17 protein-coding genes and 2 pseudogenes are annotated in these 18,561 nt (G+C 70.6%); 10 read left to right on the forward strand and 9 right to left on the reverse strand.

What is annotated here, in order from left to right; translation table 11 throughout:
• Window positions 1-67: 67 nt before the first annotated feature.
• From AB0E05_RS24705 to pknB, 4 genes are all read left to right on the forward strand, one after another.
• The gene (locus AB0E05_RS24705) at window positions 68-1,564 is read left to right on the forward strand and encodes a PP2C family serine/threonine-protein phosphatase (protein ID WP_361967099.1); all 1,497 of its coding nucleotides are present in this window, start codon (window positions 68-70) and stop codon (window positions 1,562-1,564) included.
• Window positions 1,565-1,590: 26 nt separating this feature from the next.
• Window positions 1,591-3,000 (forward strand): FtsW/RodA/SpoVE family cell cycle protein, encoded by a 1,410-nt coding sequence (locus tag AB0E05_RS24710; protein WP_361967101.1) that lies wholly within the window; start codon window positions 1,591-1,593, stop codon window positions 2,998-3,000.
• The gene (locus AB0E05_RS24715; protein ID WP_361967103.1) at window positions 2,997-4,466 is read left to right on the forward strand and encodes a penicillin-binding transpeptidase domain-containing protein; all 1,470 of its coding nucleotides are present in this window, start codon (window positions 2,997-2,999) and stop codon (window positions 4,464-4,466) included. The genes AB0E05_RS24710 and AB0E05_RS24715 overlap by 4 nt, the downstream gene beginning before the upstream one ends.
• Window positions 4,467-4,664: 198 nt before the next feature.
• On the forward strand, window positions 4,665-6,632 hold the full coding sequence (gene pknB / locus AB0E05_RS24720; RefSeq protein WP_361967105.1) for a Stk1 family PASTA domain-containing Ser/Thr kinase: 1,968 nt from the start codon (window positions 4,665-4,667) through the stop codon (window positions 6,630-6,632).
• Window positions 6,633-6,722: 90 nt separating this feature from the next.
• Here the strand turns inward: pknB and AB0E05_RS24725 are convergent, their stop codons facing one another.
• From AB0E05_RS24725 to AB0E05_RS24750, 6 genes are all read right to left on the reverse strand, one after another.
• Complete coding sequence (locus AB0E05_RS24725) at window positions 6,723-7,403, reverse strand: class E sortase (protein ID WP_361967107.1); 681 nt, start codon at window positions 7,401-7,403, stop codon at window positions 6,723-6,725.
• A 69-nt stretch (window positions 7,404-7,472) separates the two neighbouring features.
• Window positions 7,473-8,816: a class E sortase gene (locus AB0E05_RS24730; RefSeq protein ID WP_361967109.1), complete on the reverse strand. Its 1,344-nt coding sequence runs from the start codon at window positions 8,814-8,816 to the stop codon at window positions 7,473-7,475.
• Complete coding sequence (locus AB0E05_RS24735; protein ID WP_361967111.1) at window positions 8,813-9,460, reverse strand: aminodeoxychorismate/anthranilate synthase component II; 648 nt, start codon at window positions 9,458-9,460, stop codon at window positions 8,813-8,815. Before AB0E05_RS24735 ends, AB0E05_RS24730 begins: the two co-directional genes overlap by 4 nt.
• Window positions 9,457-9,699, reverse strand: a complete 243-nt coding sequence (locus tag AB0E05_RS24740; protein ID WP_361967113.1) for a hypothetical protein — start codon at window positions 9,697-9,699, stop codon at window positions 9,457-9,459. Before AB0E05_RS24740 ends, AB0E05_RS24735 begins: the two co-directional genes overlap by 4 nt.
• Window positions 9,700-9,759: 60 nt before the next feature.
• Entirely contained in the window at window positions 9,760-10,479 is a 720-nt protein-coding gene (locus AB0E05_RS24745; protein ID WP_361967115.1) for a class E sortase, read from the reverse strand.
• A gap of 50 nt (window positions 10,480-10,529) precedes the next feature.
• Window positions 10,530-11,264 (reverse strand): DUF881 domain-containing protein, encoded by a 735-nt coding sequence (locus AB0E05_RS24750; protein ID WP_361967117.1) that lies wholly within the window; start codon window positions 11,262-11,264, stop codon window positions 10,530-10,532.
• Window positions 11,265-11,446: 182 nt separating this feature from the next.
• Here AB0E05_RS24750 and crgA point away from each other — a divergent pair, with 182 nt between their 5' ends.
• Window positions 11,447-11,701 carry a cell division protein CrgA gene (crgA, locus tag AB0E05_RS24755; RefSeq protein WP_361967119.1) on the forward strand — a complete coding sequence of 85 codons (255 nt, stop codon included), beginning with the start codon at window positions 11,447-11,449 and terminating at the stop codon, window positions 11,699-11,701.
• 317 nt (window positions 11,702-12,018) lie between these two features.
• On the opposite strand, the gene AB0E05_RS24760 is transcribed toward crgA, so the two are convergent.
• Both AB0E05_RS24760 and AB0E05_RS24765 read right to left on the reverse strand, forming a co-directional pair.
• A complete protein-coding gene (locus tag AB0E05_RS24760; RefSeq protein WP_361967121.1) occupies window positions 12,019-12,915 on the reverse strand; it encodes a rhomboid family intramembrane serine protease in 897 nt (298 codons plus the stop codon).
• Window positions 12,916-13,208: 293 nt separating this feature from the next.
• A complete protein-coding gene (locus AB0E05_RS24765; protein ID WP_361967123.1) occupies window positions 13,209-13,742 on the reverse strand; it encodes a peptidylprolyl isomerase in 534 nt (177 codons plus the stop codon).
• Between the two features lie 266 nt (window positions 13,743-14,008).
• Between AB0E05_RS24765 and AB0E05_RS24770 the strand changes: the two genes are divergently transcribed.
• Window positions 14,009-14,707 carry a DUF5324 family protein gene (locus tag AB0E05_RS24770; protein WP_361967125.1) on the forward strand — a complete coding sequence of 233 codons (699 nt, stop codon included), beginning with the start codon at window positions 14,009-14,011 and terminating at the stop codon, window positions 14,705-14,707.
• A 157-nt stretch (window positions 14,708-14,864) separates the two neighbouring features.
• Here the strand turns inward: AB0E05_RS24770 and AB0E05_RS24775 are convergent.
• Window positions 14,865-15,086, reverse strand: a pseudogene (locus AB0E05_RS24775) (DUF6344 domain-containing protein); the annotation flags it as partial.
• A 660-nt stretch (window positions 15,087-15,746) separates the two neighbouring features.
• Between AB0E05_RS24775 and AB0E05_RS24780 the strand changes: the two are divergent.
• From AB0E05_RS24780 to AB0E05_RS24795, 4 genes and pseudogenes are all read left to right on the forward strand, one after another.
• Window positions 15,747-16,625, forward strand: a complete 879-nt coding sequence (locus AB0E05_RS24780) for a sigma-70 family RNA polymerase sigma factor (RefSeq protein WP_361967127.1) — start codon at window positions 15,747-15,749, stop codon at window positions 16,623-16,625.
• A gap of 213 nt (window positions 16,626-16,838) precedes the next feature.
• Window positions 16,839-17,369, forward strand: coding sequence for a toxin-antitoxin system HicB family antitoxin (locus AB0E05_RS24785; protein ID WP_361967129.1), 531 nt, complete (start codon window positions 16,839-16,841; stop codon window positions 17,367-17,369).
• Window positions 17,370-17,456: 87 nt separating this feature from the next.
• A complete protein-coding gene (locus tag AB0E05_RS24790; RefSeq protein WP_361967131.1) occupies window positions 17,457-18,302 on the forward strand; it encodes a DUF4097 family beta strand repeat-containing protein in 846 nt (281 codons plus the stop codon).
• A 118-nt stretch (window positions 18,303-18,420) separates the two neighbouring features.
• A pseudogene (locus tag AB0E05_RS24795) lies at window positions 18,421-18,561 on the forward strand (ABC transporter); the annotation flags it as partial.

An 18,561-nucleotide genomic window follows, 5' to 3' on the forward strand; every position in this document is an offset into this window, starting at 1 on the left:
GAGGGTGGGCAGTGTGGCTCCACGAGACCGGGTGTACCCCGACGCACACCAACCGGGGCAGGTGCACATGAGTCTGTCCCTGCGGTTCGCCGCCGGATCGCACAAGGGCATGATCCGCGAGGGCAACGAGGACTCCGGCTACGCCGGCCCCCGGCTGCTCGCGATCGCCGACGGCATGGGGGGCCAGGCCGCGGGCGAGGTCGCCTCGTCCGAGGTCATCTCCGCCCTCGTCACGCTCGACGACGACGTCCCCGGCTCCGACATCCTCACCTCCCTCGGCACGGCCGTCCAGCGCGCCAACGAACAGCTGCGGCTGATGGTCGAGGAGGACCCCCAGCTCGAAGGCATGGGCACCACGCTCACCGCCCTGCTGTGGACCGGCCAGCGACTCGGACTCGTCCACGTCGGCGACTCCCGCGCCTATCTGCTGCGGGACGGGGTGCTCACCCAGATCACCCAGGACCACACCTGGGTGCAGCGGCTGGTCGACGAGGGCCGGATCACCGAGGAGGAGGCCACCACCCATCCGCAGCGCTCGCTGCTGATGCGTGCGCTCGGCAGCGGCGACCACGTGGAGCCGGACCTCTCCATCCGCGAGGTCCGCGCCGGCGACCGCTACCTGGTCTGCTCCGACGGCCTGTCCGGCGTCGTCTCCCACCAGACGATGGAGGAGACCCTCGCCAGCTACCAGGGCCCGCAGGACACCGTCCAGAACCTGATCCAGCTCGCGCTGCGCGGCGGCGGTCCGGACAACATCACCTGCATCGTCGCCGACGTGCTCGACGCCGAGTCCACCGACGGGCTGGCCGGGCAGGTCAGCGACACCCCGGTCGTGGTCGGCGCCGTCGCCGAACACCAGTACCCCCTGAACGACGGCGGGGCCATGCAGACGCCCGCCGGCCGCGCCTCCGGCCTCGGCCGCCCGGCCCCCCAGCAGGGCGGCTTCGGCCCGCCCGGCAGCGGGGACGGCGGCGGCTACGACGGCCCGGCCCCGGATGCCGGCTACCACGCGTACGCGGACGCCACCGACGGCGACGACGCCTTCGTCAAGCCCCGCTCCGCCGGTCGCGCCTGGCTGAAGGGCTCGATCTTCACCGTGCTCGCGCTGGCCGTGGTCGGCGCCGGCCTCTACGGCGGTTACCGCTGGACGCAGACGCAGTACTACGTCGGCACCAACGACGGCCACGTCGCGCTCTACCGGGGCATCAGCCAGGACCTGGCGTGGGTCTCGCTCTCGAAGGTGGAGAAGGACCACCCCGAGATCGAACTCAAGTACCTACCGCCCTACCAGCGCAAGCAGGTCGAGGGCACGATCACCCAGGACAGCCTGGACCGGGCGCGCGCGAAGATCACCGAGCTGTCCGCGCAGGCCACGGCGTGCAAGAAGGTCGAGGAGCGCCGCGCGGCAGCCGAGCTCATCGCCGCCCAGGACCGCGCGAAGGCCGACGAGAACGCCGCCGGCAAGAACGACAAGAACGACAAGCCGTCCACGCCTTCTCCCTCCCCGGGCCCCACGCTTTCGGAAGAGGAGCAGAAGCTCGCCTCGAACTGCGGAAAGCAGTAGTCCAGCCGTAGGGGGCCTTCTCGACCATGAGCGTTGTCACCAACACCACCACGATCGGCGCCATCGACGCACCCAGCCGCCGCAACACCGAGTTGATGCTGCTCGGCCTCGCGGTCGCCATCGCGGTGTTCGCGTACGTCAACGTGGGACTCGCCCTCGACGGCAAGCTGCCCGCCGGCGTCTTCGGCTACGGACTCGGGATCACGCTGCTCGCCGCCGTCGCCCACCTGGTGGTGCGGAAGTTCGCCAAGTACGCGGACCCCCTGCTGCTCCCGCTCGCGGTGCTGCTGAACGGCCTCGGGCTGGTGATGATCTGGCGCCTCGACCAGTCGCCGCGCCTGATCGCCCGCGCCGAGGCCGCCTGGGGCTCGTTCTCGCCCGACGCACCGAAGCAGATGATGTACTCGGCGATCGGCATCGCGCTCTTCGTCGGCGTCCTGCTGCTGCTGAAGGACCACCGCATCCTCCAGCGCTACACCTACATCTCCATGGCGGTGGCGCTGGTGCTGCTGGTGCTGCCGATGTTCTTCCCCGCCCGCAACGGCGCCCGGATCTGGGTCAGCCTCGGCCCGATCAACATCCAGCCCGGCGAGTTCGCGAAGATCATCATCGCGGTCTTCTTCTCCGGCTACCTGATGGTGAAGCGGGACGCCCTGGCGCTGGCCAGCCGGCGCTTCCTCGGCCTCTACCTGCCGCGCGGCCGTGACCTCGGCCCGATCCTGGTGGTCTGGGCGATGTCGATCCTGATCCTGGTCTTCGAGACCGACCTCGGCACCTCGCTGCTGTTCTTCGGCATGTTCGTGATCATGCTGTACGTGGCCACGGAGCGGACCAGCTGGATCGTCTTCGGCCTGCTGATGTCCGCGGCGGGCGCGGTCGGCGTCGCCACCTTCGCCACCCACGTCCAGCAGCGCGTCGACGCCTGGCTCAACCCCTTCTCCGACACCGTCTGGGCGCAGAGCGACCAGGTCGGCCAGTCCCTGATGTCCTTCGGCGCCGGCGGCACCCTGGGCACCGGCTGGGGCCAGGGCAACTCGGACCTGATCATGTTCGCGGCCAACTCCGACTTCATCCTCTCCAGCTTCGGCGAGGAGTTGGGCCTCGCCGGCATGATGGCCTTCCTGATGCTCTACGGGCTGATCGTGGAGCGCGGCGTGCGCACCGCGCTGGCCGCCCGCGACCCCTTCGGCAAGCTGCTCGCGATCGGCCTCTCCGGCGCCTTCGCCATCCAGGTCTTCGTGGTCGCCGGCGGTGTGATGGGCCTGATCCCGCTGACCGGCATGACGATGCCGTTCGTCGCGGCCGGCGGCTCGTCCGTGATCGCCAACTGGGCCCTGATCGCCATCCTGATCCGCATCAGCGACACCGCGCGCCGCCCGGCCCCCGCGCCCGCCCCGTCCCCCGACGCCGAGATGACCCAGGTGGTCCGCCCGTGAACAAGCCACTGCGCCGGATCGCGATCTTCTGCGGCTTGCTCGTGCTCGCCCTGCTGGTGCGCGCCAACTGGCTCCAGTACGTGGACGCGGACGAGCTGAACGCCAACGACCGCAACCGCCGCGTGCTGATCGACCGTTACGCCCACGAGCGCGGCAACATCATCGTGGACGGCAAGCCGATCACCGGCTCGGTGAAGACGGACCACAACGACTTCGCGTACAAGCGCACCTACGTCAACGGCCCCATGTGGTCCCCGGTGACCGGGTACGCCTCCCAGGTGTTCGGCGCCAACCAGATCGAGAAGCTGGAGGACGGGATCCTCAGCGGCAACTCGGACCAGCTCTTCTTCGACCGCACGATGTCGATGTTCACCGGCGACGAGAAGAAGGGCGGCAACGTCGTCACGACCCTGAGCGGCGCCGCCCAGAAGGCCGCCTTCGAGGGCCTGGGCTCCAAGAAGGGCGCGGTCGCCGCGATGGATCCCAAGACCGGCAGGATCCTCGCGCTCGCCTCCACCCCTTCGTACGACCCCGGCTCCTTCGCCGGCAGTGCGAAGGAGGACGAGAAGGCGTGGGCCACGCTGTCCGCCAAGGACAACAAGGACAAGCCCATGCTGAACCGGGCGCTGCGCGAGGTCTACCCGCCCGGCTCCACCTTCAAGGTGGTCACCGCGGCTGCCGCGCTGGAGCACGGCAAGGTCAAGGACATCAACGACGAGACCGACACCCCCGAGCCGTACATCCTGCCGAACACCCGCACGCCGATGAAGAACATGTCGGGCGGCTGCGAGAACGCGACGCTGAAGTACGCGCTCCAGGTCTCCTGCAACTCCGTCTTCGCCAAGCTCGGCGACGACGTCAGCCGGGACAAGATGCTGGAGACGGCGGAGAAGTTCGGCTTCAACGAGGCCGAGTTGGACGTCCCCGTGCGCGCGGCGAAGTCCCGCTACAACGAGACCATGGACCGGCCGGGCAACGCCCTGTCGTCCATCGGCCAGTTCGACACCGCGACGACCCCGCTCCAGATGGCGATGGTGGCCGCCGCGATCGCCAACGACGGCAAGCTGATGAAGCCGTACATGGTCGACCAGCTCGTGGCGCCCAATCTCGACGTGATCTCCAAGACCAAGCCGCAGGAGATGAGCCGTCCGCTCTCCGGCGAGAACGCCCAGCTGCTCCAGCAGATGATGGAGAACGTCGTCGAGAACGGCGGCGGCAAGAAGGCGGCGCTCGGCGGCGGCGTCAAGGTCGGCGGCAAGACCGGTACCGCCCAGCACGGTGAGAACAACGCCAAGAACCCGTACGCGTGGTTCATCTCGTACGCCAAGACGGGCGACGGTTCCCCCGTCGCGGTCGCCGTGGTCGTCGAGGACAGCGGTGCCGAGCGCGAGAACATCTCGGGCGGCGGCCTCGCCGCACCGATCGCCAAGGCCGTGATGAAGGCGGTCGTGGACAGCAAGCGATGAGCTGCCGACCCCCCGGACCCGCGGCGCGTGACGCAGGTCACCTCCGCCCGGGGAACCTGCACGGCGGTATACCGGTCGGATATCAGGTGGCCGTCGCGGGCCGATCGGGTGGTGGGGGCCCGGTAGCGTAGGCGCGAGCAGCACACCGCCGACCAGACACGGGTGCGGCGGGGAGTGACGGAGAGGGCTGGAACAGTTATGGAAGAGCCGCGTCGCCTCGGCGGCCGGTACGAACTGGGCTCGGTGATCGGCCGCGGTGGCATGGCGGAGGTCTACCTCGCCCACGACAACCGGCTCGGTCGCACCGTCGCCGTGAAGACGCTGCGGGCCGATCTCGCCCGTGATCCGTCCTTCCAGGCCCGGTTCCGCCGGGAGGCCCAGTCGGCCGCCTCACTCAACCATCCGGCGATCGTCGCGGTGTACGACACCGGTGAGGACTACGTCGACGGGGTCTCGATCCCGTACATCGTGATGGAGTACGTCGACGGCTCCACGCTCAGGGAACTGCTGCACTCCGGGCGCAGACTGCTGCCCGAGCGCACCCTGGAGATGACCACCGGCATCCTCCAGGCGCTGGAGTACTCGCACCGCAACGGCATCGTCCACCGCGACATCAAACCGGCGAACGTCATGCTGACGCGCACCGGTCAGGTCAAGGTGATGGACTTCGGCATCGCGCGCGCCATGGGCGACGCGGGCATGACGATGACCCAGACCGCCGCCGTCATCGGCACCGCGCAGTACCTCTCCCCCGAGCAGGCCAAGGGCGAGCAGGTCGACGCCCGCTCCGACCTGTACTCCACCGGCTGTCTGCTGTACGAACTGCTCACCGTGCGCCCGCCGTTCATCGGCGACTCGCCGGTGGCCGTGGCGTACCAGCACGTACGGGAGGAGCCGCAGCCGCCCTCCAACTTCGACCCCGAGATCACGCCCGAGATGGACGCCATCGTCCTGCGGGCCCTGGTCAAGGACCCCGACTACCGCTACCAGTCCGCCGACGAGATGCGCGCGGACATCGATGCCTGCCTGGACGGGCAGCCGGTGGCGGCCACGGCGGCGCTCGGCGCGGCCGGCTACGGCGGCGGGTACGGCTCGCAGGACCAGCAGACGACGGCGCTGCGGCAGGCCGACCCGGCAGCGGCCCAGACCTCCATGCTGCCGCCGATGAACCCGGACGACGGCGGCTACGGCTACGACGACCGGCCCGACCGGCGCCGCCAGCAGAAGAAGTCGAACACCTCGACGATCCTGCTCGTGGTCGCCGCGGTGCTGGTGCTCGTGGGCGCGATCCTGATCGGCAAGTCCTTCTTCGACGGCAAGGACAGCACCCAGGACGAGGTGACCGTGCCCACCCTGGTCGGCCAGACCATGGAGCAGGCGCAGGGCTCGGCGACCAACGCCGGGGTGAAGGTCGCGCAGTCCGGTACGGAGCGCTGTGACCAGCCCAAGGGGCAGATCTGCTCGCAGACGCCCGACTCCGGAAAGATGAAGAAGGACGACACGATCCAGGTCGTCGTCTCCGAGGGCGCGCCGAAGGTCGAGGTCCCGGACGTCACGGAGAAGTCCGAGCAGAACGCCAAGGAAGCGCTGACCCGCAAGGGCTTCAAGGTCGAGGTGAAGACGGAGGAGTCGTCCGAGGTCGAGTCCGGGAAGGTCATCTCCCAGAAGCCGGACGGCAACACCGAGGCCGAGCAGAACTCCACGGTGACCATCACGGTGGCGCGCCAGGCGCAGATGGACGTGCCGCCCGTGGTCGGCCGCCAGCTCGCCCTCGCGCAACAGCAGCTCACGGCCGCGGGCTTCCAGGTGTCCACGGAGATGGTGGACTCGGAGCAGCCGGCGAACCAGGTCGTGGAGCAGACCCCGAACGGCGGCAAGGCGGCGGCGAACTCGACCGTGAAGCTGAAGGTCTCCAAGGGCCCGCAGCAGACGCAGCAGCCGGTCCAGGTGCCGATGCTGTTCATGCAGACGGTGGGGCAGGCCAGGGCCGCCCTGGCGCAGCAGGGGCTCGAACTCGGTGACATCGACGGCCCGAAGGACGACAACGCGATCATCGTCGACCAGAACCCGAAGCTGGGCGCGCAGGCCAAGCAGGGCGACCGGATCAACGTCCGTACGCAGGGCGGAATCGGCGGGGACAACGGAAACGGGCGGGACAGCGACTGATCCGCAGCGCACCGCCGGGCGTCCGTGACGCAGGAGGCCCCGGCACCCTTCGAGGGTGCCGGGGCCCCTTCGCGTTCGGGCTCCGCGGACTCAGCGCAGCTCGGCCGGCTTGGTGCGGTCCTTGTCGACCTTCACCTCGCGCACCAACTCGCCCCAGACGATGTAGCGGTAGTCGGAGGTGAGGATCGGCGTGCAGGTCGTCAATGTGATGAAGCGGCCCGGCTGCTTCTTCCCGGACTCCTTCGGCACCGCGTCGAGCACGTCGACGTTGTACTTCGACGTCTTCGGCAGCGTCTTGTAGACCTTGTAGACGTACCAGGTGTCCCGGGTCTCGAAGACGATCGGGTCACCCGTCTTGATCTTGTGGATGTTGTGGAACTTGGCGCCGTGGCCGTCGCGGTGCGCCGCGAGGGAGAAGTTCCCCTTGGCGTCCCAGGGCAGCGCCGACTTGACCGGCTTGGTGTAGTAGCCGGCGATGCCGTCGTTCAGCTCCTCGGGGTCGGTGCCCCGCTTCACCAGCACCTCGTCGCCCTTCATGGCGGGCACGTGGAGGAAGCCGATGCCGTCCTTGGTGTCGATGCCGGGCGGCACGGCGCGGTCCTTCCAGCCGTCCCGCACCTCGTTGCCCTGGCGGGCGGCCTCGCGGTCGGCGAGGACGTTGGTCCACCACAGGGAGTAGACGACGAAGAGCCCGAGCACCACGCCTGCCGTGATCAGCAGTTCGCCGAAGACGCTGATGGCGCCGGCGATCCGGCTGCGCGCACGTGTCACTGCACCGTTCCCGTCTCGAAGTGGTCCGGTCCTCCGGCGTTGGATCACCGGTCCGTCCCGCTCGTCGTCTCAGCCCACGAGCGCGTCGGGTTTGCCCTTGCTGCGCGGCCTTTCCTCCACCATCTTGCCCCACACGATCATCCGATAGGTACTCGTGAACTCCGGGGTGCAGGTGGTCATGGTGAGGTAGCGACCGGGTCCGTCGAACCCGGAGCCGCGGGGCACCGGGTCGAGCACGGAGATGTTGGACGGTGCCGTCTGCGGCAGGATGCTCGCCATCTCGTACGTGTAGTACGCGTCGCGGGTCTCGACCACGATCGGGTCGCCGGGCTTGAGGCGGTTGATGTAGCGGAACGGTTCACCGTGGGTGTTGCGGTGACCCGCGACGGCGAAGTTGCCCGTGGTGTCGGAGGGCATCGCCGTCTTCAACTTGCCCTCGGCGTAGTGCCCGACCATCCCCCGGTCGAGGACCTTCTCCTTGTCTATGGTCTCGGCCACCGGCACGACGACGTCCAGCTTGGGGATGTACATGATGGCGAAGCCCTCGCCCGGTTTGAAGGCGCCCGCGGCCCGCTCCTCGTCCTTGAAGCTCTGCGCTATGCGGTCCTTCTCCTTGCTGACCTCCATGCCGGCGCGGACGTTGGTCCACCACAGCTGGTACGTCACGAAGAGCAGCATCAGCACGCCGCAGGTGATGAAGAGTTCGCCCATGGCGCGGCTGGCGATCACGGCCGGGCTGTCCTTGGCCGCGCGGGCGGCGCGCCGGGCCTCGACGCGGGTCAGGGGGCGGTCGGGGGCCTCGGCGGCCGTGGCACCGGCGGCCGGCGGGGGCTTCCGTCGTCCGCCCCGTCCCTTGGCCGCGGCGGCTGCGGCCTTGCGGCGCGCGGCCCGGCCGGGACCGGGCGGGGGCACCGCCCCGTCGGCGCCGTCTGCGACGCCGGCCGCCGCGCCGGCTTCGGACGCGGCAGCGGCTGCCGCCGCCCTGCGCCGCTCGGCCCGCCCCGGGCCCACCGGCCCGGCAGCGGTCCCGGCCGCGGCCACCTCGTCGCTGCCGTCGAAGACCGGCAGGAGGTGGGTGTCGTCTCCACCGCCGCCGGGTCTCTCGCCGTCGAAGACGGGCAGGACGTGGGTTTCCGCGCCGGCCGCGGGCGGGGTCGGCTGCGTCGGCACGCCGTCGAGGACGGGCTCCGGCGCGGCGGGCTGCCGGGCGTGGCGGCCCGCCCGCGGGGGCGTGCCGTACGCGTCCTGCGTGCGGCCGGAGTCGTACGGCGGTACGGGCCCGGGGCCCGGCGGCGGGCCCTGGTCATCAGGTCCGCGGCGGCGGCGGGCCGTCGGGCGCGGAGTCTGCTCCCTGAACCAGGGAGACGCCCCCGCACCCGCACCGCCGTCGGACGCGGGCTCCCGCCCGGTCACGCCACGGCCTTGCCCACCACCGGCGCCAGGCCCGCCGAACGCTCGACCGCACCGGTGTCACCGCACTGCGCCAGCCAGTTGGCCAGCATCAGGTGACCGTGCTCGGTGAGGACGGACTCGGGGTGGAACTGCACGCCCTCCACGGCCAGCTCGCGGTGGCGCAGCCCCATGATGGTGCCGTCCGCGGTGCGCGCGGTGACCTCCAGGACGTCCGGCAGGTCGGCGGGTTCCGCGGCCAGCGAGTGGTAGCGGGTGGCGGTGAAGGGCGAGGGCAGCCCGGCGAAGACGCCCTTGCCCTCGTGGACGACCGGCGACGTCTTGCCGTGCAGCAGCTCGGGGGCGCGGTCGACCACGCCGCCGTACGCCACCGCCATCGACTGCATCCCCAGGCACACGCCGAAGACGGGCACGCCCGTGGCGGCGCAGTGGCGGACCATGTCCACGCAAGAGCCGGCCTCCTCGGGGGTGCCGGGGCCGGGGGAGAGCAGGACGCCGTGGAAGCCGTCCTGTGCGTGGGAGAGCGCGACCTCGTCGTTCCGCACGACCTCGCACTCCGCCCCGAGCTGGTACAGGTACTGGACCAGGTTGAAGACGAAGCTGTCGTAGTTGTCGACGACCAGGATGCGGGCGCTCGGCTCGCTCATCGGATCCCTTCCTCGGGGTCGGCGCCGGAGTCGGTGCCGGCGCCGACACCAGCACCGGACCCGGTGTCGGTGCCGCCGCCCGCCCCGTCGACCGTCACGTCGTTGAACGGAAGCAGCGGCTCCGCCCACGGAAAGACGTACTGGAACAGCAGGTAGACGATTCCGAGGACCAGGACGAGCGAGATGAGCGCACGCACCCATGCGTTGCCCGGCAGATGCCGCCAGATCCAGCCGTACATTGCCGTCCCTTTCCGTTTCTCGGTACCGCTCCAGACTACGGGGCGGCGGGGTCCGCCGGGTCAGCTGCGCAGAGCTTCCGGTTTGCCCTGCGTCACAGGCTGCGTGGCGTCCAGCCGGGCCCACGCGATCAGCCGGTGGCTGCTGCCCCACTCCGGATCACACGTCGTCAGGGTCAGATAGCGCCCGGGTTGTTCGAAAGGTGACTTCTTCGGAACGGGATCGACCACTCCGACGTCGGTCGGGACCGTCTTGAAGGGCTTTCTGGCGATGCGGTACGTGAACCAGGTCGTGCCGTCCGTGACCACGACCGGGTCACCGGGCCGCAGCCGCGGGAAGTCCTTGAAGGGATCACCGTAGGTGCGGCGGTGGCCGGCGACGGAGAAGTTGCCGACCGCGCCGAGCGCGGCGGTGCCGGCGTAGTGACCGAGGCCCTTCTTGAGGGTGCCGACCGCGGTGCCTTCGAGCACCGGCCAGTCCCAGTCCGCGCCGAACCGGGGGACGTACATGACGGCGAAGGGCTTGCCGGGGCGGTACGCGGCGGCGGGCGGCGGATCCTTCGGCGCCGGGGCCGCGTCGGGCGCTCCGGCCGCCGGCGGGGCCGCTGGCGGCCGGAGCGCCCCTTGCGACCACTGCTCCTGGAGCCGGTCGAGCTGTCCGTCCGCGGCGTCCGCGGCCTTCACCCCGGTCCAGTACAGGACGTACACCACGAACAGCACGACGACCGTGCCGACGGTGATGCACAGCTCGCTGAAGCTGCGGACGACCAGACGCACCGACACCGGGCCCCCTGACGACGTGGGCACCGCCGCCGCACCGGCTGCGCGCCCCGCTACGGAACGGGCTTCGCGTAATGGAGATCCACTGTGCCCGAGTACCCCGGAAGAGTCACTGCCTTGCGCTGGTCCACTTTCCAGCCCAGGCCGTACGCCTGGACGTACAGCTGGTAGTTCTGGATCGCGGTCGAACGGTCCAGGGCGGCGCGCAGCCGCTTCTGGTCCCCCACGGCGGTGATCTTGTACGGCGGCGAGTAGACGCGGCCCTGGAGGATCAGGGTGTTGCCCACGCAGCGCACCGCGCTGGTGGAGATCAGCCGTTGGTCCATGACCTGGATGCCGCGGGCGCCGCCGGCCCACAGCGCGTTCACCACGGCCTGGAGGTCCTGCTGGTGGATCACCAGGTCGTTGGCCTGCGGCTCGGGGTAGCCGGGCGCGGCCCGGGCGTCGGGCGGGGCGTCGTTGAGGGTGACGGTCAGGGCGTCGCCGCCGACCCGCTCGGTGCCGGACGCCTTCTGGAGGGCGTCGAACTTCTCGTTCTCCGCGTGGGTGTACCCGTCGTCGCGCCGGGCGAGGGCGTCGACGTCGTCCCGGAGCTTCCCGGTGGACTCGTCCAGCTCGCCGTTGCGGTCGCTGCGCTGCTGGATCAGGTCGGAGAGCTTCAGCAGGGAGTCATCCGTACGGAGGTCGGTGCCCTTCGCCGTGTTGAAGCTCGTCACGAAGATCACGCCGGCGAGGGCGAAGACCGAGGCGGTCAGCGCCCTGCCCGTGATGCGGCGGCCGGCCGTCATCGCGCTCCCCACCCCCTGCCTTGGCAGAATTGCTCAGCGTACCCTTATCTCACCAGGCGCCGCGGAAGCACTACGCTAACGGACGCCCCGAGGGTGGTAGTGGTCCCCGTCGCTCCGGCCCTCGGCGCCAGCCAGCCAAGTTCCCTGCGCGGTCACGCAGCGCATCGACAGGAGAGTCCCTCGTGCCGAAGTCACGGATCCGCAAGAAGGCCGACTACACCCCGCCGAACACCAAGCAGGCGACGAGCATCAAGCTGACGAACCGCAGCTGGGTGGCTCCGGTCATGCTGGCCCTGTTCTTGATCGGGCTGGTCTGGATCGTCCTCTTCTACGTGACTGACGGGGACCTGCCGATCGAGAGCCTCAGCAACTGGAACATCGTCGTGGGCTTCGGCTTCATCGCCGCCGGCTTCGGCGTCTCCACCCAGTGGAAGTGATCGTCCACAGCTTTGTCCACAAGGTTGTCCACAGTGGGGAAAAGGTCAGACGATCTGTGGATAACCTTCAGGATGTTGACGCTGGTGTGACTGGATGACTGGCGCTGCGCCACTCTGGTGACCTGCGCGAAGTCCGTCCACGCCCCTTGTCCCCACTGGGTCGACAGCTGTTCGACCGGTGTCGGGGACGAGGGGCGCACTCTTTCCCCACGACGTGCACAGGATCCGCCACTCGCTGTGGACAACCATGGGGAAGGGCCTGCGGATCACCAGGTCCACAGGCCCTCGACGTGCTCGGACGTGCTACGGGACGGTCCTCAGGTGAGGTACGCGGTGCGGGCGACCAGCGCCGCCACGATCGCGATCGTCACCGCCGCCACGACCGCCACCTGCACCAGCGTCCGGCGCTCCCGCGGCGCGTACACCATCCCCAGGGCGAGCAGCCCGCCCGTCAGCAGCCCGCCGAGGTGCGCCTGCCAGGAGATCTCCCCCGGTCGCACGAAGGTCAGCACCACGCTGAAGAGGATGATCAGGACGACCGGGCCCATGTCGAGCTTCATCCGCCGCAGCAGCACGGCGAAGGCGCCGACGAGTCCGAAAATGGCCCCCGAGGCGCCGATCGTGGCTTGGTTCGGGGCGTTCAGCAGATAGACGAAGACGTCGCCGCCGAGCCCCGAGAGCAGATAGAGGGCGAGGAAGCGCCCGCGGCCGAGCGCCGGCTCCACCATCCGTCCCAGGAACCACAGCGCCAGCATGTTGAACGCGATGTGGGAGAGCTCCTGGTGCAGGAACATCGAGGTCACCAGGCGGTACCACTCGCCGTCGGCGAGGCCGACGACCTCCCCGAGCTGGGGGTTGTACGCGTAGCCGATCAGGGACAGCTCGTCGACGAATCTGTCGCCGAGGGCCAGGACCGCGACGAAGACGGCGAGGTTGATCCCGATCAGGACCTTCGTGACCAGGAAGTCGTCGACGACGGTGCCGCCGGCGATCGTGCGCGGCTGATTGGCCGCGGGGCCGTGTCCCGTGCCGGAGCCGGTGCGCACGCACTCGGGGCACTGGAAGCCCACGGAGGCGCTGATCATGCACTCGGGGCAGATCGGCCGCTCGCAGCGCGTGCAGCTTATGCCCGTCTCGCGGCCGGGGTGGCGGTAGCAGCTGGGCAGGCCGTGCGCGCCCGGTGACTCGCGCGGACTGTCTGGCGCCTGGTCCATGAATTCCCTCGACATCCTGGGTCTCTGCTTCCCGCTGCTTCCCACGCTGCTGCCCGGACCCGCGCGTCCGGCTCCCTCCGCGCGTCCGGCTCCCTCCGCGCACCCGTCTTCGCACCCGTCTTCGCACCGTCTGCCCCGGCACCCGGGGCAGAACACACCGCCCCGCCCATCCACCAGACGGATGGGCGGGGCGCATTTGTTCCCGTACCGCCCGCGGTCGCAGGCAACCGCGGCGATGGGGCCGGCCGGCGGGCCGGCGGTGGTGGTGCCGGCGGGGGACGCCAGCGGGGGGATCAGCCCTCGCGGGTCTCGATCACCACGGACTCGATCACCACGTCCTGCACCGGACGGTCGGTGCGCGGGTTGGTCTGGGCGCCCGCGATCACGTCCACGACCTTCTTGCTGGCGTCGTTGGTGACCTCGCCGAAGATGGTGTGCTTGCCGGTCAGCCAGGTGGTGGGCGACACGGTGATGAAGAACTGGGAGCCGTTGGTGCCCGGGCCGGCGTTCGCCATGGCCAGCAGGTACGGCTTGTTGAAGGAGAGCTCCGGGTGGAACTCGTCGCCGAACTTGTAGCCCGGGCCACCGGTGCCGTTGCCCAGCGGGTCGCCGCCCTGGATCATGAAGCCGCTGATCACCCGGTGGAAGACCGTGCCGTCGTACAGCCGGTCCGTGGACGGCTGACCCGTCTCCGGGTTGGTCCACTGGCGCTCGCCCTGGGCGAGTTCGACGAAGTTCTTGACCGTCTTCGGCGCGTGGTTCGGCAGCAGCCGGATCTCGATGTCGCCTTGGTTGGTCTTCAGGGTGGCGTAAAGCTGCTCAGCCACGGTCCTGCCTTCCGGTAGGTCATCAGTCGTCTCGGAACGCCCCCGATCCTCGCACGGAAGCAGGGCCGGGGGACAAAACCGGCCGTGGACGTACGCGGACGAACCGTCCGACAGTGGGACGTATGACCCGGATGCCCGCACCGCATGCCGAGGCAAGCGCCGGGAGGCATGATTTCCCCGCAGGCGGAAAGGCGAAATGCACCGAACCAGGGTCGGCCGGATCGTGCGGTCGGACCCAGGAGAACGCCACCGAGGAGGAGGTTTCCGTGACCCGCATGGAGAGCGTGCGCGCCGCGACCGAAACGGCCAAGGGCAGCGTGCTGCACGCCGCGGACGTGGTGGCGCCATACGCCGGTACGGCCCGGGACCAGGCCGCTCACTACGCACACGAAGCCCGCGTGCGGATCGCACCGAAGGTCTCGAAGGCCGCTCAGCAGGCAGCCGCGCAGGCCCGGGTCCAATACGACGCCCATGTGGCGCCGCACGTGCCGCCCAAGGTGGACGAGGCCGCGCACAAGGCGGCCGGGCAGGCCCGGAAGGCCGCTCGTCAGGCGGTGGACTACGGCAAGCCGCGCATCGAGCACGTGGTGTCCGCGGCCCAGCCCGTACGGGAGGAAGCCGCGGTGAGGTCAAGCGCCGCTCTCGCCGCGCTGCGCGGCGGGGTGACGGCCAAGGAGATTCAGAAGCTGGTGCGCAAGCACGAGCGGCGGGTGAAGGCCGGCCGCCTCGTCAAGGGTCTCGCGGTCGTGGGCGTGGTGGCTGTCGGAGCCTTCGCCGCGTGGAAGTGGTGGGACCGGCAGGCCAATCCCGACTGGCTGGTGGAACCGCCCGCGGCGACGGAGGTGCCGGGACGCGATCCGCTGTCGTCCGTCGACGGGAGTCCGGAGGCGCTGGATCCCGAGGTGCGGGCCAAGCAGGCCGATGCGGACGCCGCTGACCGCGACGAGGGTGGTCCGGGCCGCTGACTGTGGCTGCGGCCGTGGCTGAAGCTGTGACTGCGGCTGCGGCTGCGGCTGCGACTGCGACTGCGACTGCGGACGACGGCTAGGGGTGCGGGACGCGCCGTACGACGTACGTCTTCAGGGGCGCCGGGAAGCTGCTGTGCACGCGGCTCCCGGCGCTTCACGCCGCAGTGGTGAAGGAGGACCGGGCCGCGGGGACCGCCGTCCGGTCGGTGGTGACCGCTTCGCCCGCGTGCAGGGACCGGTCCGCGACCGCCGTCGCCTCCGGGGCCACCGGCTCGCCGCCGGTGTCGTACACGGACAGCTTGCGGACGGACGGGGACGAGCCGTGCGCCTCGGCGCGGATGCGCTGCTTGATCGTGGGCGGCAGGGACCGCTCGCGCGCCTCGGCGTGCCAGGGCGAGTGCTGGGCGGGCAGCAGCAGCGGCAACAGGGACCGTACGGCACGGTCGCGCTCGGCCTGCTGCGCGCGCTCGCGTTCGCGTTCGCGCTCCCTCTCGCGGCGCGGTGAGCCGCCGACGGCTCCGCTCCGTTCGGCGTGGACGGCTGTGTCCCCTGCGCCCCCTGTGCCGCTGGGTGCGGCGTCACCGGCGGCGGACGCCGTGTCCTGCGCCGGGCGGGCGGGCTCGTCCGGGGTGGGAACGGCGGCCGACTCGGCGCCGTTCGCGGCGGCGGCGCTGGTGAGCCCCAGCGACGCGAACAGTGCGACCAGCGCGGTGAGGAACGCGGTCCACAGGTTTCTGACCTTCAGGGCGGCCATGACCCCTCGCTTTCGGGTGTTGGGTGACGCACTTTCGGGTTGGGCGATCTACATACCTTTCTCATGATGTGTACGCATCTCGTGTTGCGGGGGACCGACGCAGCTGCTAAGCGGTTCTTCCGATGAACACCACCCGATCGGCCCCCTCCGGGTCCCGGAACCGGATCGGAGGGGTTAGGGTGCCGCGCCGTCCGCCCGTACGTGCAGGATCTGCACCGGGTGTCACATCGATCGCGCTCGACGGGTCACCTCACTGACACGACACGAGGAGGAGTGCGACCGATGGACGAGAAGGACTTCCTGGCCGACCGCTTCGAGGCGCACCGCGGGCACCTGCACGCGGTCGCCTACCGGATGCTCGGCTCGACCAGCGAGGCCGACGACGCCGTCCAGGAGGCGTGGCTCCGGGTCGGTCGGCACGGCGCGGACGACGTGGAGAACCTGGGCGGCTGGCTGACCACGATCGTGGGCCGGGTCTGTCTGAACATGCTCCGCTCGCGCAACCAGCGGGCCGAGGAGCCGCTCGGCGTCCGCCTCCCGGACCCGGTGGTCAGCCGTGCGGAGCCGCGGGGCCCCGAGCAGGAGGCGGTGCTGGCGGACTCGGTCGGGCTGGCGCTGCTGGTGGTCCTGGAGACGCTGGCGCCGGCCGAGCGGCTGGCCTTCGTGCTGCACGACCTGTTCGCGGTGCCGTTCGACGAGATCGCGCCGATCGTGGGGCGCACACCGGCGGCGACCCGTCAGCTCGCCAGCCGGGCGCGGCGCCGGGTGCAGGGCACCCCGGCGCCCGATGCCGACCTGGCGCGACAGCGGGCGGTCGTGGACGCCTTCCTCACGGCGGCGCGCGGCGGGGACTTCGCCGGGCTGCTGGCGATCCTGGACCCGGACGTGGTGGTGCGCACGGACTGGGGCGCGCTGCGGCCGGGCGAGGTGGTGCGGGGCGCCGACGCGGTGGCCGGCAGCGCCATCACGTACAGCCGACTGGCGGGGTCGACGCGACCGGCGCTCGTCAACGGGGCGGCGGGCTTCGTGTCGTACGACCGGAACGGGACGCCGTTCTCGGTGCTGGCCTTCACGATCGCGGACGGGAAGGTCATGGAGATCGACGCGCTCAGCGGGCCGGACCGGCTGGCCGGGGTCGATCTGACGGTGCTGGACGACTGACGCACCTGGCACCGCTGGGTGCCGTCCAACATCATCACGGCACATCGGTGCTGCCACATGGCACCAAGCGATGCCATGTGGCAGCACCACACCCTCGCAACCCGGCATGAGCACCCTTGGCGCCCCCGAAAATATCGCCTCTGACCTGGCATTTCACCGAGTGGAGCCAAACAGGGCTTGCAGTGGCACCACAAGTGATGCCATGATGACGTCATGGACCTCACCCCGTATGTCGACAACCTCCGCCGCGAACTCGCGGTGGCCGCCGAAGCCGGTGGGGGCGAAGCCCGCGAGCTGGCCGAGCGGCTCACTGCTCCCCTGGAGTCCGCGACCCGACTGACCATGCTGAACGTGCTCTCCGCCGCCATGGACGAGATCACCCGCGAACTCGCCCCCGGCTCGGTCGACGTACGGCTGCGTGGACTCGACCCCGACTTCGTGGTGTCGCTGCCGCCCGGCCCCCACGACGGCTCGGCGGAAGCGACCGCCGCACCCGCCGAACCGCTCAGGCCCGCGGCCCCGGTCGACGGCGACGAGGGCGGCACCGCCCGGATCAACCTGCGGCTGCCGGCGCACCTCAAGGCGCGCGCCGAGGAGGCCGCGAGCCGCGAGGGCCTGTCGGTCAACGCGTGGCTGGTGCGGGCCGTGTCGGCCGCGGTCGACGGCGGCGCCGCACAGCCCCAGCCGCGTGCGCCCCGCAGGACCCAGAGCTTCGGACAGAGCATCACCGGCTGGGTGCGCTGACGCCGCACGCGCCGTACCCGCACCACTTCATCCACACCACGTCCCACCAGCGGGGACGCCCCAGAGAGCCAAGAGGACGGGACAGCCATGCCTTCTTTCGACACCCCCGAACCGATCTCGACCGTCGCCCATGTGGAGTCCGGCTCCATCCGGTTCGCCGCGGGCGTCCGCCCGGACACCGTCGTCGCGGTGGCGCCCCGCGAGCCGAAGAAGGACCTGGACGTGCGGGCCGCCGAGCAGACCGAGGTCTCCTTCGCGAACGGCACCCTGACGATCCGGACGCCGAGGCAGCGCTACCTGGTCGGGCGCACCGGCACCGTCGACGTGACGGTCGACCTGCCCGAGGGCTCGCGCGTCGAGCTGACCGGCGCCTGGACCCAGGTCTTCGGCGAGGGCCGGCTCGGCGAGGTCCGGGTGAAGACCTCGTCCGGCGACGTCCGCCTCGACACCACCGGTCCGCTGTACCTGACCGCGTCGCACGGCTCGATCACCGTGGACCGCGTCGAGGGCCCGGCCGAGGTCTCCACCAGCACCGGCAGCCTGCGCGTCGGCAGCATCGACGGCACCGGCGTCCTGAAGAACTCGCACGGCACCACGATCGTCGGCACCGTCGGCGGTGACCTGCGGGTGCGCGGCGCCAACGGCGACATCGACATCGCCCGCGCCGAGGGTTCGGTCGCCGCCACCACCGCACACGGCACCCTGCGCGTCGCCGACGTGGCCCGCGGCACCGTCCAGTTGGAGACCTCGTACGGCTCCATCGAGGTCGGCGTCCGCGAGGGCACGGCCGCCTGGCTCGACGTCACCTCGGACTCCGGGCAGGTCAGGAACACGCTCACGGTGTCCGACAGCCCGAAGAAGACCGAGGAGACCGTCGAGGTCCGCGCCCGGACCCGGTACGGCAGCATCGACATCCTGCGCGCCAGGGCCTGAGCGCCCCGGGGCGCGCCCCGCCCGCGCAGCAGCGCCTGAGCGCCACCAGTCTTCAGCACCGCCCCACCACCACTGTCACTTCGGCCTCCGAACGGAGGGCTCCATGCCTTCTTCTGTCATGCCCACGCCCAGTCTGAACGGCGGTGCGCACGCACCCGCCGCCATCTCCGCCGTCGGTTTGCGCAAGTCGTACGGGGACAAGACGGTTCTCGACGGGATCGACCTGTCGATTCCGGCGGGGTCGGTGTTCGCTCTGCTC

The sequence above is a fragment of the Streptomyces sp. NPDC048057 genome (assembly GCF_040653095.1).
GTDB lineage: Bacteria > Actinomycetota > Actinomycetes > Streptomycetales > Streptomycetaceae > Streptomyces.